This is a genomic window from Rhodococcus sp. P-2 (assembly GCF_016598535.1).
GTDB lineage: Bacteria > Actinomycetota > Actinomycetes > Mycobacteriales > Mycobacteriaceae > Rhodococcus_F > Rhodococcus_F baikonurensis.
Genome location: NZ_CP066779.1, coordinates 1,508,839 through 1,525,353, shown reverse-complemented (window position 1 = coordinate 1,525,353; position 16,515 = coordinate 1,508,839). Strand labels below are relative to the sequence as shown.

16 protein-coding genes and 1 tRNA gene are annotated in these 16,515 nt (G+C 62.0%); 11 read left to right on the top strand and 6 right to left on the bottom strand.

Features of this window, described 5'->3' with window-relative positions; genetic code table 11:
• The 4 genes from egtC (at position 1) to I7X09_RS07140 (ending at position 4,687) form a co-directional block, all read left to right on the top strand.
• Positions 1 to 747, top strand: a complete 747-nt coding sequence (gene egtC / locus I7X09_RS07155) for an ergothioneine biosynthesis protein EgtC (RefSeq protein WP_200316225.1) — start codon at positions 1 to 3, stop codon at positions 745 to 747.
• On the top strand, positions 744 to 1,715 hold the full coding sequence (gene egtD / locus I7X09_RS07150) for an L-histidine N(alpha)-methyltransferase (RefSeq protein ID WP_200316224.1): 972 nt from the start codon (positions 744 to 746) through the stop codon (positions 1,713 to 1,715). The genes egtC and egtD overlap by 4 nt, the downstream gene beginning before the upstream one ends.
• A gap of 98 nt (positions 1,716 to 1,813) precedes the next feature.
• Positions 1,814 to 3,373, top strand: a complete 1,560-nt coding sequence (locus I7X09_RS29720) for an HNH endonuclease signature motif containing protein (RefSeq protein ID WP_200316223.1) — start codon at positions 1,814 to 1,816, stop codon at positions 3,371 to 3,373.
• 108 nt (positions 3,374 to 3,481) lie between these two features.
• A complete protein-coding gene (locus tag I7X09_RS07140; RefSeq protein ID WP_200316222.1) occupies positions 3,482 to 4,687 on the top strand; it encodes a PQQ-dependent sugar dehydrogenase in 1,206 nt (401 codons plus the stop codon).
• A gap of 19 nt (positions 4,688 to 4,706) precedes the next feature.
• Here I7X09_RS07140 and I7X09_RS07135 read toward each other — a convergent pair whose 3' ends face one another.
• The 6 genes from I7X09_RS07135 to I7X09_RS07110 all read right to left on the bottom strand — a co-directional run bounded on the left by I7X09_RS07135 (position 4,707) and on the right by I7X09_RS07110 (position 10,783).
• Positions 4,707 to 5,594, bottom strand: a complete 888-nt coding sequence (locus I7X09_RS07135) for a cyclase family protein (protein ID WP_200316221.1) — start codon at positions 5,592 to 5,594, stop codon at positions 4,707 to 4,709.
• Entirely contained in the window at positions 5,594 to 7,174 is a 1,581-nt protein-coding gene (locus I7X09_RS07130; RefSeq protein ID WP_200316220.1) for an SLC13 family permease, read from the bottom strand. The genes I7X09_RS07135 and I7X09_RS07130 overlap by 1 nt, the downstream gene beginning before the upstream one ends.
• A gap of 77 nt (positions 7,175 to 7,251) precedes the next feature.
• Positions 7,252 to 7,908, bottom strand: coding sequence for a hypothetical protein (locus I7X09_RS07125; protein ID WP_030536285.1), 657 nt, complete (start codon positions 7,906 to 7,908; stop codon positions 7,252 to 7,254).
• 239 nt (positions 7,909 to 8,147) lie between these two features.
• Complete coding sequence (locus tag I7X09_RS07120) at positions 8,148 to 9,092, bottom strand: ribose-phosphate diphosphokinase (protein WP_202426084.1); 945 nt, start codon at positions 9,090 to 9,092, stop codon at positions 8,148 to 8,150.
• A gap of 90 nt (positions 9,093 to 9,182) precedes the next feature.
• Positions 9,183 to 10,634 (bottom strand): bifunctional UDP-N-acetylglucosamine diphosphorylase/glucosamine-1-phosphate N-acetyltransferase GlmU, encoded by a 1,452-nt coding sequence (gene glmU, locus I7X09_RS07115; protein WP_124567112.1) that lies wholly within the window; start codon positions 10,632 to 10,634, stop codon positions 9,183 to 9,185.
• A gap of 78 nt (positions 10,635 to 10,712) precedes the next feature.
• Positions 10,713 to 10,783, bottom strand: a tRNA-Gln gene (locus tag I7X09_RS07110).
• Between the two features lie 154 nt (positions 10,784 to 10,937).
• Here I7X09_RS07110 and I7X09_RS07105 point away from each other — a divergent pair.
• The 7 genes from I7X09_RS07105 (at position 10,938) to I7X09_RS07075 (ending at position 16,515) form a co-directional block, all read left to right on the top strand.
• Positions 10,938 to 11,591 carry a TetR/AcrR family transcriptional regulator gene (locus I7X09_RS07105; protein WP_095972137.1) on the top strand — a complete coding sequence of 218 codons (654 nt, stop codon included), beginning with the start codon at positions 10,938 to 10,940 and terminating at the stop codon, positions 11,589 to 11,591.
• A 189-nt stretch (positions 11,592 to 11,780) separates the two neighbouring features.
• Positions 11,781 to 12,422, top strand: coding sequence for a ScbR family autoregulator-binding transcription factor (locus I7X09_RS07100; protein WP_003946317.1), 642 nt, complete (start codon positions 11,781 to 11,783; stop codon positions 12,420 to 12,422).
• A gap of 285 nt (positions 12,423 to 12,707) precedes the next feature.
• Positions 12,708 to 13,154, top strand: coding sequence for a holo-ACP synthase (locus tag I7X09_RS07095; RefSeq protein WP_200316219.1), 447 nt, complete (start codon positions 12,708 to 12,710; stop codon positions 13,152 to 13,154).
• A complete protein-coding gene (locus tag I7X09_RS07090; protein ID WP_095972139.1) occupies positions 13,147 to 13,389 on the top strand; it encodes an acyl carrier protein in 243 nt (80 codons plus the stop codon). Before I7X09_RS07095 ends, I7X09_RS07090 begins: the two co-directional genes overlap by 8 nt.
• The gene (locus I7X09_RS07085; protein ID WP_095972140.1) at positions 13,386 to 14,576 is read left to right on the top strand and encodes an acyl-CoA dehydrogenase family protein; all 1,191 of its coding nucleotides are present in this window, start codon (positions 13,386 to 13,388) and stop codon (positions 14,574 to 14,576) included. Before I7X09_RS07090 ends, I7X09_RS07085 begins: the two co-directional genes overlap by 4 nt.
• Positions 14,573 to 15,529, top strand: coding sequence for an amino acid--[acyl-carrier-protein] ligase (locus tag I7X09_RS07080; RefSeq protein ID WP_095972141.1), 957 nt, complete (start codon positions 14,573 to 14,575; stop codon positions 15,527 to 15,529). Before I7X09_RS07085 ends, I7X09_RS07080 begins: the two co-directional genes overlap by 4 nt.
• Positions 15,529 to 16,515, top strand: a complete 987-nt coding sequence (locus tag I7X09_RS07075; RefSeq protein WP_200316218.1) for a DUF1839 family protein — start codon at positions 15,529 to 15,531, stop codon at positions 16,513 to 16,515. Before I7X09_RS07080 ends, I7X09_RS07075 begins: the two co-directional genes overlap by 1 nt.

Below are 16,515 nucleotides of genomic sequence, written 5' to 3'. Positions count from 1 at the left end.
ATGTGTCGGCACCTCGGGTATCTCGGGCCGCCGCGTTCGGTTCGTGAACTCCTCCACGACGGCGAGAACTCGCTGATGCGACAGTCGTGGGCACCTCGCGAGATGCGTGGCGGCGGGACCATCAATGCCGACGGATTCGGTGCGGCGTGGTGGAACGGTGGAAGGCAGGGACGGTACCGCAGTGTCTCGCCGATCTGGTCGGACCCGACTGTCGACGAGACGTTGTCCCACATCGATTCCGGATCCGTTCTCGCTGCCGTACGTTCCGCGACGGAGGGGATGGCCGTCGAGATCGGGGCCTGTGCACCGTTCGTCGACGGAACCTACGCTTTCAGCCACAACGGAGCGGTATCCGGTTGGCCTGGTTCACTTGCCGACTTGGCGGCGGAGGTACCCGCCGTCGAACTGCTGAAGATGCCCGCCCCGACGGATGCTGCCTTGTTGTGGACGGTGCTACGGCATCGGTTGAAGTCGAAGCCCGCGGAGGCCGCCGTGACGAGCCTCGTTCACGATGTGGCTGCGGTGGCACCGGATTCACGATTGAACCTCCTGTTCGGCGACGGGCAGGAACTGTGGGCCACGGCGTGGGGTCACACGCTGTACACGCGAGTCGACGAGTCGCGGGCCCTGATCGTTTCCGAACCGTTCGATCAACTCCCGGACTGGCAGCAGGTGCCGGACCGGCACATCGTCTGCGCGCGTCCCGGTCATTTGATCATCACCCCGATTCCGATGGGAGAACAATGAAAACCCCTACACTCGAGGTTTATCTGACACCGGCCGAATCGGTCGACGCACTGCGAGCCGAGGCCAGGGAGGGCTTGACCGCTATGCCGAAATGGCTCTCGCCCAAATGGTTCTACGACGCGCGTGGAAGTGAATTGTTCGAGGAGATCACGGCCTTACCCGAGTATTACCCCACCCGTACCGAGCGCGGCTTGCTCGCGCAGTACGCCGACGAGATCGCGGCGTTGACCGAACCCGAGATCCTGATCGAACTGGGTTCCGGTTCCTCGGAGAAGACCCGATTGCTCCTCGACGCGATGACCGCTCGTGGAACTCTGCGAACGTATGTACCGCAGGATGTTTCGGTAACGGCACTGGAAGGCGCTGCGCAGCAGGTCGGTGCCGAATTTCCCGGAATCGACGTGGTCGGAGTGGTCAGCGACTTCACCGGCTCGCTGCATCATCTGCCCGGTGGTGGACGGCGGACGGTCGCGTTTCTCGGCGGAACTCTCGGAAATCTTGTTCCCGCAGAACGAGCCGATTTCCTCTCGGGGATCGCGGCGGTGCTCGATCCGGGGGAGAACCTGATCCTGGGCGTCGGATTGGTGATCGATCCCGCAGTCCTCGTGCCCGCCTACGACGACGCTGCCGGCGTGACGGCGCAGTTCAACCTCAATGTTCTCGCGGTCCTGAACAAGCAACTGGGAGCGAACTTTCCCTTGGAGGACTTCCGCCACCTCGCGCTCTGGGACGCCGAGAACGAGTGGATCGAGATGCGACTGGAAGCGCTTCGGGAACTCTCGGTGCGTATCGACGACCTGGATCTGGAGATCACCTTCGCAGCGGACGAGCAACTGCGAACCGAGATCTCGGCGAAGTTCACCGAGGACGGGATTGCCGCGGAACTCGCGTCGGCGGGCTTCGGGGTACGGAAGGTGTGGACGGATCAGGATCAGCGCTTTGCGCTGTTGTGTGCGCAGCGGGCGTGAAGTGGGCGCACGTCAGAGGATGCTGTCTCCGCCTTGGGTATCGGTGAATACCCCGGGATTCCGCAAACTTGTCGGTAGGTGCCCGTAGTATCGATCATATGTTCGAATCAATGATTTCCGCGGATGCGCTGTCTCGGCAGCATGCGGAAATCGCGCGCGCCCACTTCCTCGAGATCGACGCAGTCACTGCGCTGTACCTGGACCGTTGTGAGGAGGACGCCGCGGTTGGAGTAAACGAGGCTTTTCAGGGTCAATTCGCGCACGTGGAGATCGCGTCGATACTGAGTATTACGGAGTATGCCGCGCAGAAAATGATTGCACTGGGATGTGACCTGCGCTGGCGGCTCCCGCGGGTGGCGGCCGCTTTTGCTTGTGGTGACATCGATCTGGCCAAAGCGACGGCACTGTCCGAAGCTCTCGCCAATGTTTCCGAGCACGCGCTCGATGAGATCGAGCGACTCCTCGTGGACGGTGCGTGCCGTGCAACCGGTAACAAGTTGAAGGCGCGCGCACGAGGTCTCATTGCTCGGCACGACCCTGATGGGGTGCGTGCCAGGCGGGTTCGTGCGGAGGCGGATCGGGACGTTCGGACGTGCGCGTCTCACGACGGCATGTCGACTCTGGACGGAATGCTTCCAGCGGTCGGCGCTCAGACTTTGGCGACCAGACTCCGTGCGATGTCGATGCAGGTGTGTGGTTCAGATCCGAGAACTTTCGGGCAACGTCGTGCCGATGCACTGATCGCATTGGCGGAAGGAAAGACGTTGTTGGATTGTCAGTGCGACGGCGATTGCACCAGCAGGGACGATTCGAAGACCTCCGCGCTCCCGATTTCGACAATTCTTGTGGGTGTCAACGCTTCCACCCTGCTCGGATTCGACGACCTGCCAGGCTATTTGCAGGGGCACGGCCATATCGATGCCGACCTTGCGCGCGCGATCGCCGCGGATGCCACGTGGCAGAGAGTCCTCACCCTTTCACCGTCCGAGGTGCAACATTGTTCGACTGCGGGGGCAGTCGGACCGGTGCTCGGCGTGGGTCGGTCGATGCGCTCACCGGAGATACTGCCCGCTGTGACAAGGGGTAATCGCTCGACAAGGGGCAATCGCTCGAGAAGGAACAGTGGTTCGCGGCGCAGTGAATGCACGTACCAGCCGTCCGCGGCGTTGGCGAAGATTGTAAGGACGCGAGACGGTACGTGCCGCTTTCCGAATTGTGTTGTGCGTTCCGATAGTTGCGATATCGATCACACGGTGCCGTTCGATCACGGCAACCCCGCCCAGGGAGGACCTACTGCAGAACGGAACTTGGCCTGTCTGTGTCGAAAACATCACCGACTGAAGACGTTTGGCAGGTGGACAGTGCAGCAAATCGGAGGTGGTCATCTGGAGTGGAAAGATCCCTCAGGACGACGAACGGTTACCGCGCCCGTAGGCCTGTTTTGTGACCCCGAAGTGAAAGTGCCCGACGCGGCGAGACCGCATTTGACGGACGACGATGCGCTGGAACGACGTTTCGGGCTTCGAGACAGGGGAGTGGAAGCGGATCTTGAATACCTCCTGGACTGGAGTGTGCCCGCCTGGCGGAAGGCACGATCTACATCAAGACGGACCGCGTCCCCGCTGGCGAACGCTTTGTCGGAGTTTGCAGACTTCTGAAGGGGTTTCGTTTCTCCTGTGGCCTGCGGGTATAGCGCGACGGCCCGAAAAATGGTGTTTGTCTGTTTATAGTGAGGCGCAGAACGGTTTCCGACCCGAGGAGAACGCGTGCGTCATCCGAAGCTCGCCGCATTGACCGTGGCCCTGACTGCAGTACTGGTGATGCCGGTGGCGCAGTGTGTGGCTCAACCATTCCCCTTCGACCCCGGCAGTTTCGGCAACGGAAGCACCGGATCGTTGGGGAGCGACGACCCGGACATACCCATCGAGAACACCCTCCCACATCTGTCGGTCACCACACTGGTCGACGGACTCGATCACCCCTGGGACGTCGCGGCGGCCCCGGACGGCGCGATCCTGACCGGACAACGGTCCGGCGGATTCTTCGTTCGCCGAAGCGACAACACGACAGGTCCAGTCTCTGCTGACCTTTCGGATCTCTACGCGCAGTCCGAAACCGGACTCATGGGCATCGCGCTTGCTCGCGACTTCGCTCAGTCGCGCACCCTGTACACCTGCCAGGGATTCAGTGCCGGGGGAGTCACGGACGTTCGAGTGATCTCGTGGACCGTCGACGCCGGATGGACCGCACTGACGAGAACCGGAACCGTATTGCCCGGGATCCCGGTCTCGTCAGGCCGTCATGGTGGGTGCCGAATTCTTGCGGCCCAGGACGGAACGCTGTTCGTCGGAACGGGTGACACCGCGACACCGAGCGTGCCGCAGGATCCGAATTCGCTGGGCGGCAAGGTCTTGCACATCAATGCCGACGGAACTCCGGCGGCGGGGAATCCGAATGCTTCCAGCCCGGTCTACACGCTCGGGCACCGCAACGTCCAAGGCTTGGCCGTGCAACCGGGAACCGGCCGGGTCTACTCGGTGGAGCAGGGCACAAGCGTCGACGACGAAGTCAACCTGCTTGCCCCCGGCGGAAACTACGGCTACCGCCCGGATCGGCTTCCCGGAACGTACGACGAATCCGTGCCGATGACCGACCCCGTGCGAGTGCCGGGAGCGATTGCGGCGGTGTGGCGTTCGGGTAGCTCGACGTTGGCTACTGCGAGCGCTGCCTTCACCAGTGGGGCTGCGTGGGGTGCCTGGGACGGTGCGCTCGTAATGGGTGGTCTCAAGAGCAAGGAACTGATCTTCCTCCGCCTGAGTGCCGACGGACGCTCGGTCGACGCGCAGACCTTCGGGTTGGAGAACCAGTTCGGTCGCTTGCGGTCGGTGACTCCGACGCCCGACGGTTCGCTTCTGGTGACCACGGACAACGGAACAGGCGACAAGGTGCTTCGGGTGACACCCACGCCCTGATCTCTCAACACGTCAGCGTTCAGTACCAGGCGATAACCCGGCACGGACCACCGGAACCACCCGCGTGCGTCGGCGCGCCCACCATCACCGTGGCGCCGGCGGCTGGAAGTGCGGACAGGTTTGCAAGGGCTTCGACTGCGTACTTGCCTGAGCCCAAAGCGCTTCGGTGAGCCCCGTGGGTCGTGCTTCGGCCAGCGTCGATGCTGAGGGTGTCCGAGCCCACGGCGACTATGTCGCGTTCGCGGACGAGAAAGTCGATCGCCTCGGGGGCGAATCCGGGTGTGTGCTGCACGCCGAGTGCATCTCGATTCGTGAAGGCACCACCGGCACCGGCCCGGGTATCCCAACCCGAGCTCATCGCCACCAGGCTGCGGGGAGATATCTTCCCGTGGACGGCTTCCCAATCGAGGATGTCCTGGCGGGTGAGCAATGTGTCAGGGTCGACGGCGGCGCGGGCGCTGATGTCGACGATCGCAATCGGTACGACGAGGTCGGCAACCGGAATCTTCTCGACGGTGATCCCGTCCGCACTGGCGTGTGCGGGCGCGTCGATGTGAGTACCCGTGTGTTCCTCGAGGCTGAGTTCGTTGAGGTAGAACTTTCCACCTGACCCGGCAGAACCGAGCGAGCCCAGAGACCCGCCGGCGTCGGCGATCTTCGCCAGGTTCCTCATCTCGAACGAGCGCGCGCCCGGCCACACCGGGAAATCCGGCGTCAGTACGTGTGTCAGATCGACAATGGTCCGACCCGATGGCGCTGCCGACGCTAGGGGCTGCACCGCGCCGGCCACGACGGTCGCGCCGAGCGCAGTAGTGCCGAGCGCCGCGAACATCGATCGTCGGCTGACCTTCCTGCCCTCGCGTCCGATCGATTCGTAGACCTCCGACAAGACCTTCGGTGAGCACATCAGAAACTCCAGATCAGTGGGATCAATACCGTTGCAACTATCAGGAACCACAACAACATCGGGAGTCCGAGCTTCCAGTAATCACCGAACTTGTACCCGCCAGGCCCCATCACCATCATGTTCGCCGGCGTGGCTACGGGCGTCAGGAACGATGCCGCCGCAGCGACGGTGACCGTCATCAGTAGGGGCAGCACCGAGATGTCGAGTTCGATGGCGACCGAGATAGCTATCGGCGTGATGATCAACGCGGTCGCGGTGTTGCTGATCAGCTGGCCCAGAGTCGCCGTCACGACAAAGAGCCCGGCGACGACGACATACGGGCTTGCACCACCGACGACGTCGACGAAGGCATGCGCGAGCTTCTCGGCTGCGCCGGTCTGCTGGATCGCGGTCGACAGCGGGATCATTCCGCCGACGAGAATCAACGTGGTCCACGAGATAGACCGATGCGCCTGCTCGACACTGATGACTCGTAGCAGCACCATCGCACACGCCGCGAGGAGTCCGGCTATCGCCGACGGCACCAATCCGAACGTCAGCAACACGACCATCGCTGCGACGACGACGAGAGCGATGACCGCGCGGGTGCCCAACGGCGCTGCCTGCTTACGGATCTGGGCAGGTGCGTCCACCACGAGGACATTCGGATCGACCGCGGTGTGCGTGTCGAGATCGTCCCAGCTGCCTTGGAGGAGAAGCGTGTCACCCGCTGCCAATTCGACGCCCTTGGGGCCGCAGTCCTCACCGGCACGCTGGACTGCAAGTATCACCAGATCGCCGCTGTCGGTCATCATGCCCGGAAAAGCCCTGTCGCCGATCATTTCCGAGCGCGGCGGGATTATCACCTCGACCACGCCGTCGTGCTTGGTGATCAAGGGCTCTGCGGACGGCGCATCCTTGCCCATCAGCTGATACTGCTTCGCGAGGGTCTTGGCGTGTCGGCTCAGATCAGGCGACATGGACGTCCCCGCACGATGGGGGAGGACGCGAGGGCCGAGAAGTACGGCGATCGCGATCGTTCCCAACACCAGGGGCGCACCGACCAAGGTGAAACTGAAGAACCCGAAAGCACCGGCCCCGGATTCCTCGGCGGCTTCGGAAACGATGATGTTGACCGGCGTTCCGGTCAAGGTGAGCATCGATCCGGCATGGGCGGCAAATGCCAACGGCAGAAGCAGTTGTGACGTCGACTTACCGAGACGCACCGCCAAGACCACCACCATTGGCACCAACGCGGCTACGGCTCCGTTGACGCTGATCAGTGCGGTCAACGCGGCAACCAGCAACATGATCGCACTCACGAGACGGACTCGGGATTCGCCGACTTTCGCCAGCAGTTTCTCGCCCGCCCACGTGGTGACGCCGGTGGCGTCGAGGGCTTCGCTGACGACGAAGAGCGCGGCGATGAACACCACAGTGGGATCGCCGAATCCGGCGAGCGCCTGCTCCATCGTGATCACACCGGTGGCGTACAGCGCCAGGGCAGTGCCGATCGCGATGATGCCGACCGGGATTCGGCCGATCACGAACAGCGCCACTACCAGTGCAAGCACGACGAAGGTGATGGTGATGTCATTCACGATTCGTAAAGGTACCTGCTCATACAGAACGGCCCCGTCTCGCAAGGAGACGGGGCCGTGGGACGGACGCGAAGGAATTAGTTGGAGGCGGCGATTCGGGCCTTCTCGAGAGCAGCCAGCGTGCGAAGAACCGTGGCCTTCTGCTTGTTGAGATCGCTCAGTCGAGCGCGCGCCGGCAACCCTTGTGCGAGTTCGGCGACCTTGATCTGCTCGTCGATCGAACCGAGCTGATCGAGAAGCCCTAGGACGCGCGTCTGGAGCGTGTCGATGTCCACGGTGTCCGTCTTGACCGGAGCGGCAACGCGCGTCGCGGTGCCCGTGCTGGCGGGGCGGGAAGCGCGTGCGGGCGACGTGTCGGCGACAACAGTCGCGGCGCGCGGCCGAATTGCCTTGCGAACCGCGGCCGCATCGGGAAGGACGTCCATGCGGATCTCGTTCAGGACTCGGCGTGCCTCGCGAGCGTTGACGCGGTACTCGCGCTCTTCGTCGTCGTCGGACTGCAGCGTGCCGCCGAGCGGGCGCAGACCGTACATGCCGAGGAAACGCTTCGCGTCGTCGATGATGCCTTCGTTTTCACGGCATTTTCCGCAGCGGGGTTCGTTGCGGAACATGTCCACGGAGTTGTCGTCTCCGCACCAGACACAAGATCCTGGGCGCCACCGCCGGATCGTCGGAACTGATGAATTCAGGGAATGAGATTCGGGCCGGGATTCCAGGGTTTGCGCGTCGATCACGACGAGCCACACTAGGCGAAGATTGCGGCGCGGTGAACACCGCCCCAACATCGACCTGGGTTTCTCGACGCGGGCGTGATCAAGATCATGCTGATTGCCGCTTTTGGTGGTATTCGTGTGTCCCACAGGTGGTTTCATGATGACCAGGTGGTCTGTTTCTGTGAGGTTCGCGAAGACGACTACGGGCGCGTACCGGTGACCGTGAAGTCACAGGTACGCGCCCGTAGTGCGGCGGGAGACTAGGCGCTGCCGTTGAACAGCGAAGTCACAGAACCGTTCTCGAAAACTTCCTTGATGGTGCGTGCCAGCAGCGGTGCGATGGACAGCACCGTCAGCGTCGGGAACTTCTTCGACTCGTCGATCGGAAGTGTATTGGTGACAACAACTTCCTTTGCGCCACACGTCGACAGACGCTCGGCCGCAGGGTCGGACAAGACGCCGTGGGTTGCGGCGATGACGACGTCACCCGCACCGGCCTCCTTGAGGACCTTGACCGCACCGGCGATGGTTCCACCGGTGTCGATCATGTCGTCGATCAGGATGCAGGTGCGACCTTCGACCTCACCGACGACGCGGTTGGACTTGACCTGGTTGGGTACCAACGGATCGCGCGTCTTGTGAATGAATGCCAGCGGTGCTCCGCCGAGCGAGTCGGCCCACTTCTCGGCGACACGAACGCGGCCCGAGTCGGGGGAGACCACCGTGATGTTCTCGAGGTTGTAGCCCGCGCGAATGTGGTTGGCCAACTGGCTGTGTGCGTGCATGTGATCGACGGGCCCGTCGAAGAAGCCCTGGATCTGATCGGTATGCAGGTCGACCGTGATGATGCGATCGGCGCCGGCGGTCTTGAGCAGGTCCGCGATCAGGCGAGCGGAGATCGGCTCGCGTCCGCGGTGCTTCTTGTCCTGGCGGGCGTACGGGTAGAACGGGAGCACTGCAGTGATGCGCTTTGCCGATCCACGCTTGAGAGCGTCGATCATGATGAGCTGCTCCATCACCCACGTGTTCAGCGGTGCCGGATGACTCTGCAGGACAAACGCGTCGGAGCCGCGAACGGACTCTTCGAATCGAACGAAGATCTCGCCGTTCGCGAAGTCGCGCGCGGTCTGCGGGGTGACGCGGATGTCGAGTTCCTTCGCCACCTGCTCCGCCAACTCGGGATGTGCGCGACCCGAGAACAACATCAGGTTCTTCTGGTTGTCGATCCAATTCGCAGTCACTGGTTCATGCCATCCTTTTGTACTTGCCGGTCGATCTGGTGGTGATCTGTGCTGTCAGGTTGTTGCAGGGCTGTCAGGTTGAGCAGCCGCTGCAGCGGCGTCGGCCGCAGGAGTGCCGGGTCGATTCTTCTGCACCCAACCCTCGATGTTGCGCTGCGCCCCACCCGAGACGGCAAGCGCCCCAGGCGGTACGTCGTTCTTCAAGACCGTGCCCGCACCGGTGTATGCGCCGTCACCAACAGTGAGTGGGGCGACGAACATGGTGTCGGAGCCGGTTCGGACGTGCGACCCCACCACAGTACGGCTCTTGTTCACCCCGTCGTAATTGACGAAGACGCTCGAAGCTCCGATATTGCTGTGATGGCCGATGGTGGCGTCGCCGACGTAGGTAAGATGCGGAATCTTCGAATGCTCGCCGATATCCGCGTTCTTGGTTTCCACGTAAGCGCCGATCTTGCCGTGTGCACCCAGGCGGGTACCCGGCCGGAGATAGGCGAAGGGGCCGACAGTTGCGTCCGCGCCGACAACAGAGTCGGTCCCGTGCGAGCGGACGACCACTGCGCGCTCGCCGACTGTCACGTTGTCCAAGGTGGTGTCCGGGCCGATCACGGCGTCTTCGCCCACCGACGTCGTGCCGGTCAGCTGAACTCCGGGCAGGAGCGTCACGTCCTGCGAGATGTGCACGTCGCAATCTATCCAGGTGCTCGCGGGGTCGACGACGGTGACGCCGGCGCGCATCCACGACTCCAGGATTCGACGATTCATCTCGCGGGCGAGCGTCGAGAGCTGCACTCGGTCGTTGGCGCCCGCGACGAGAACCGAATCCGCGATGTGTTGCGCACGAACACGCTTTCCTGCGCGTCGAGCGATCATGATCACATCGGTGAGATAGAACTCGTGCTGTGCGTTGTTGGAGTCGAGGGATGCCAGGGCGTCGCGCAGAGTTTCGAAGTCGAAGGCGTACACCCCTGAATTGACCTCGGTGATCGAGCGCTGCGAATCAGTGGCTTCCTTCTCCTCGACGATGGCGTTGACCTCGCCGTCCGTCGTGCGAAGGATTCGTCCGTAGCCGGTGGGGTCGACGGCCGTCGATGTCAACACCGTGACCGCGGCAGCGGGAGCAGCCGTGTGCTGGGCGAGGAGATCCGCGATGGTCTTGCCGTCGAGCAGGGGCACGTCGGCGGCTGTGACGAGTACGGTCCCGGCGAAGTCGGCCGGCAGCCCCTCGAGCCCGCAGCTGACGGCGTGCCCGGTGCCCTTCTGTTCGTCCTGAACGGCGACGGTGACGGGACGACCCAGCTCGCCGGCGACTGTGTTGACGGCCTCGGTGACACGCTCACGATCGTGGCCGACGACGGTCACGAGGTGCGTGGGATTCAGTGAGGTTGCCGCGTGAAGCGAATGTGCCAGCATGCTGCGTCCGGCGAGAGTGTGGAGGACCTTGGGAGTCTTCGACTTCATTCGTGTACCGGCACCCGCTGCGAGAACGATCACGGCGGTCTGCACTGGTTTGAGCTCCCTCTGTCGATCAAGCTGTCGATCAAGACATGAATTTCCGCTCGGGAAATGCATGTTGTTCACCAGCTCCGCCGCCAGGACTCGAACCTGAACTATCTGAACCAAAATCAGAGGTGCTGCCATTACACCACGGCGGATTGCCACGCATTGCCGAGCCTTGCGGCCGAACGCGCGAAAGAATAATCGCACGCCGACCCGCCGTAGGTCGAACCGCTCCTCCGATTGGGCCCCCGAAGTCCCGATAGGCTGAGTGTCCACAGCAACAATTTGTGAGTCGGCGAGAGGAAGACAATGGCGACGGTGTCCGGTTCGGGTGGCGGGGATCCAGTTCCCGAACGAGCGACACGAATCCGGATGACCGGTACCCAACGGCGTCAGCAACTCATCGAGATCGGGCGGGCGCTCTTCGCCGAACGGGGATACGAAGCGACCTCGATCGAGGAGATCGCCCAGCGAGCGAACGTGTCCAAGCCGGTCGTGTACGAGCACTTCGGTGGCAAGGAGGGGCTGTACGCCGTCGTAGTGGACCGGGAGATGTCGCGCCTTCTCGAGATGATCACTTCTTCCCTCTCGCAAAATCGCTCGAGAGTTCGAGTCGAGCGGGTTGCGTTGGCTTTGCTCACCTACGTGGAAGAGCACACCGACGGATTCCGGATACTCGTGCGCGATTCGTCTGTTGTCGCGCCAAGCGGAACTTACTCGAGCCTCCTCAACGACGCGATCAGTCAGGTGGGTTACCTGCTGGCGGGAGACTTCTCCAGACGCGGTTTCGACCCCGGACTAGCAACGATGTACGCGCAGGCGCTTGTCGGCATGGTGTCCACGACGGCTACGTGGTGGCTCGACGAACGAACTCCGTCCAAGGAAGTTGTCGCCGCCCACCTCGTGAATCTGTGCTGGAACGGCCTCACGAATCTGGAAGCCGACCCACAATTGGAGGGTTAACCAGGCGCGCCTGCCACGCAGAGATGGATCGCGGTCTAAGCTGTGTTCGCTGTATCACGATCGTTTGATGGGCAAATGTCTCATTTGTTTGCAGGGTGGGTTGAATGCCGAACCGTGCCTTCCATTTTGACGCTGTGAACGGGTAAGACCAAGGATTCGTTCGATGTGTGGTGATTGGAGGCCGGATCGATGGTGAGGCAAGAGCGGGCAGAAGCCACCCGTGATTCGGTGCTGCGCGGTGCAGCGGGTGTGTTCTTGCGCCTGGGTTATGCCAATGCCAGTTTGAGTGAGATCATCGCCGAGTCGCAGGTGACCAAAGGCGCCCTGTACTTCCATTTCGGGTCGAAGGAAGAACTCGCGCGGGCGGTGATCGACGAGGGTTCGGCACGTTTCGACGCAAAATGTGAGCTCTGGTTGGACCGTCGCACTCCGGCGCTCGAGTCGCTGATCGGTATCTCGTCGGTCATCGTCGACATCGGTGCGCACGACGCCATGGTCAGAGCGACGTTCCGCTTGTTGGTCGAGATCGGCGACTATCGGGGCTCCGGGCCGGCGACTCTGGACGTCTGGCTCGACATTTACCGCGAACTTGCCAGCCGCGCGGCCGACGAAGGTGATCTTCGTTCGGACGCGGACTCTGCCGATATCGCTCGTTTCTTGTTGGAAGTGGCGTCCGGAGTTCGGCTGATGGCAGCCGCGACCGGGACCGTTCGTGAGCTTTCGGACTCCATGAAGGCATCGTGGAACCTGATACTTCCGATCGTGGTCCCGGAATCGAAAGTTGAGTACTTCAGACAATTCGCGGCACGGCGTCTAGCCAGCGACCACTGAAATCGCAGCCCGCCTTGCGACTCGTTTGATTTGTTTGTTTGAAATGTCCTGGTAGGGAGCTTGTTCTCTTTGTTCTGCATTCGAAACAAACTGAGAGTATGTTTACAGTGTCGATGGGATTCCGGAAGTCTGATCTTGCCGACTATCGACGGATTGCGGTATGTTCTTCCGGTAGCTGAATAATTGCTGATAACGAGGGTTTGTCAGGGCAGGGTGACGGCGTCGGCGCACCGGGCAGCATAGGGGGCTGCCCGGCGTGTACGACCCCAGATGGGGAGTCAACAGATGGGTGACACTGCACCGCCGCCGATGCTCGACATCGGCCCGCGTATCGGCTGTGACGTGGTGAACGTCGTGGATGTCACTCGAAGTATCGACCTCTTCGGGCGGAGGTATCTCGATCGAACCTTCACTTCACACGAATTGCAGACGTGCGCCGGTCCGGCGCGGGATCAGCGATTGGCTGCACGTTTCGCCGCCAAAGAGGCTGTTGTGAAGGTGCTGCGACCGGGTGACGTTCCCGTTCCGTGGAATTCCATCGAAATCACTCGGGCTGACTGGGGTGGTTGTGGGGTGACGCTGTCCGGTAATGCCGCGGAACTGGCTCGGGCCCAGGATCTGCACGACTTTCAAGTATCTATCTCGCACGAAGCGGACGTTGCCATCGCAATGGTGATCGCAACTCGCTCGGGCACTCGCATCGAAAAGAAGGACGACATCGCTGATGATTGATCAGGCAATTCGGAAAGTGCTCGTCGAGCACGGTCGGCTGGCAGTCGACGTGAGCACGATCGACGGAGAGGCCGATCTTTACGAGTTGGGTTTGACTTCGCATGCGAGCGTGAATGTCATGTTGGCGCTGGAGGATTCGTTCGACATCGAGTTTCCTGACGAGTTGTTGCGGAAGAGTACTTTCTCGAGCGTCAAGGCGATCGAGGGTGCGCTGGCGGAGTTGGGTGCTGCATGAACGCTCCGCAATCGCAGTGCTCCACCGGGACGGCCCTCGAGCGCGCCGCACGGTTGGCCGACGACGTTGCAGCGGTGTGGGCCGACGAAGTCGATGCCGAGGCAAGGTTTCCTCGTGAAGCTGTCGATGCCATGCGGAGCGAACGGCTGCTGTCCGTGGCTGTACCGAGGGAACTCGGGGGCGAAGGGCTCTCGCTGCAGGAGGTGTCGCAGATCGCTCGCGTGATCGGAACGCGCTGTGCAGCAAGCGGAATGATTTTTGCCATGCATCAGACACAGATCTACTCGTTGGTCAAGCATGGCAACACCGAAGCGCTACGTGGGTTTATCGAAGAAACGGCGGACAAGCAACTGCTGTTGGCGTCGGCAACCACCGAGCTGGGAATCGGCGGAGATGTCAGCCGGAGTTACTGTGCGGTGGAAGATTTGGGTGGACATCTACTACTGATCAAGAATGCGCCCGTCATTTCGTACGGTGAGCATTCCGACGCGATAGTCGTCACGGCCCGGCGAACACCGGAGAGCCAGCCGAACGACCAGGTTCTCGTGGTGTGTCGTACCCCAGACCTGACGCTCGAACGCACCACCGAATGGAACACGCTGGGACTGAGGGGAACTTGTAGTCTCGGTTACATTCTTCGGGCCACCTCGACGCCCGAGATGGTCGCCGACGTTCCGTACTCCGATATCTCCACCCACACGATGCTTCCGGTCTCGCACGTCGTCTGGAGTTCGGTGTGGCTGGGAATCGCCGACGCTGCGGTCGAGAAGGCCCGCAAGTACGTGCGTGCCGCCGCCCGTAAGCAGCCGGGAGTCACTTCGCCGGGGGCGCTGCGTCTCGCCGAAGTTGCTGCTTCCGCACAACAATTCGCCGATCTCGTCGATGCTTCTGCACGCAGGTACGACCGGGCGGTTCAGGCCGAAGAGGGTAGCGCCGATTTCGAGGCGACCGGCGCGGTGGGCTTTTCGCTCGCGATGAACAACTTGAAAGTCACAACCTCCACTGCGGTGGTGGAAATCGTCGGGCAGACAATGTTGATTTGCGGCATCTCCGGATATCGCGAGGACACCGAGTTTTCGCTCGGCCGGCACCTTCGTGACGCGCACGGCGCAGCTGTGATGGTGAACAACGATCGAATCATGGCGGGTTCAGCGCACATGGCAATCGGATACCGGGGAACGATATGACAAGCGAGACTGTGACAACCGAAACTGTGACCGGCGAGACCGACCTGGATCTGGCGCGGGCCGCATTTCAGCGCGAACTGCTCGTCGAGGGACTTCTCGTCGAGACGGAGGTACCGGGACTCTACGGGCGTTCCGGCGTGTTCGAGGACATCGTCGACGGTATCGACCGAGTGGTGGTTGCGGCAGGACCAGGCGCTGCCGCGACGCGGCTGCGGTTTCCGCCGGTGTTCCCGCGCAGCAGTTTCGAGCGCACCGACTACATCGCTTCATTCCCCAATCTGACCGGCGCCATCAATACCTTCGCCGGTTCCAATCGCGATCACGCACGACTGCTCGCCGATCGCGCCGAGGGGCAATCGTGGGATCGCCACCTCGAGCCGACCGAGACCATGCTCGTGTCCGCTGCGTGCCATCCCGCCTATGCGCGATACACCGGAGTGCTCCCCGAAGGTGGGGTGCTACTGGACATCTACGGTTTTTGCTTCCGGCACGAACCGGCGATCGATCCGGCTCGCATGCAAGCGTTTCGGATGCACGAGTTCGTGACTATCGGTGATGCCGCCGCAGCACGAGCGCATCGCGAGCACTGGATCGAGCGGGGACTCGAGGTGCTCGGTCAGCTCCAACTCGACGCCACCCCGGTGATCGCCAATGACCCTTTCTTCGGACGCGCTGGAAAGATGCTTGCAGCCAACCAGCGTGAAGAGAATCTGAAGACGGAACTGACGGTTCGGCTCTACGGAGATCTCGACGAGGGCACGGCAATCGTGTCCTCGAACAACCATCTCGACCATTTCGGTGTCAACTTCGACATCCGAACGGCAGCGGGCGAAGTAGCACACAGCTCGTGCGTCGGCTTCGGGATGGAGCGAATTGCCTTGTCCTTGTTGCGGACTCATGGTCTCGATGTGACTGCGTGGCCGACTACCGTTCGTGAACGAATGGGCATCTGATGTCCCGGCTCATCGACATTTCACCTGATCGCTACCGGCCCCACACGTTGCACGAGGACGACCGGGTATGGGCGCAGACCAACTGCTACACGGATCTGTGGATCGAAGTGTTGCATTCGCTCGGATTGGATCCCGTCCCGGCGTTGGCCTGTGCCTTCTCGTCGCGTTTCGACGGAAATCAGTGGACGTTTCTCAAACTCAAGGCAGAAGACATCTACGCGCTGTACGGAATCGAAGTCGCCGAGATGAACGTCTGGCGGGCGCCACTGATACATGTCGAGGACAATCTCGCGGTTGGGATGTTGTCGACGGTCGAGGTGGACGGATATTGGCTTCCCGACACCCTCGGAACGAGTTATCACGAGGGGCACACCAAGACCACGATCGTGCCCAATCGGATCGACAGGGTTGCCGGCGAGCTCGAATACTTCCACAACAGCGGGTATTACATGTTGCGAGGGGAAGACTTCTCCGGTGTCTTCGATCTCGATCGTTCCTCACTTCCGTCGTTTGTTCCTTACGTCGAACAGATCCGGTTGAATCCGGTCCATGCCACCAACGCCGGAAACATCGCCGAAGTGGCTCGGCGGAACGTCGCGGTTCGAGCAGCGGGTAATCCCGTGCGCGAGCTGGGGCGCAAGGTGATCGCCGACCTCGAATGGGTGCAGGGGGCAGGCATGGATGCCTTTCACCTCTGGTCCTTCGGGCTTCTTCGTCAGTGCGGTGCCAGCGCGGAGCTCGCGGCCGACGCCAGTGAGTTCCTGGACACCTCAGGTTTTTCCGGGATGGTCGAAGCTGCGGCGGATTTCCGCAAAGTGGCGTCCGGGGCCAAGAGCGTGCAGTTTCAGATGGCGCGCGCCGCCCGGGGCCGCGCCGTGGACCCACGTGAGCAACTCGACGAGATGGCGGTGTCGTGGAAGAGGGCGATGGAAGTCGTGGCCGACACGGTCGGCGTCGACTCGCATCGACATCTGAGGTTGGTCTAG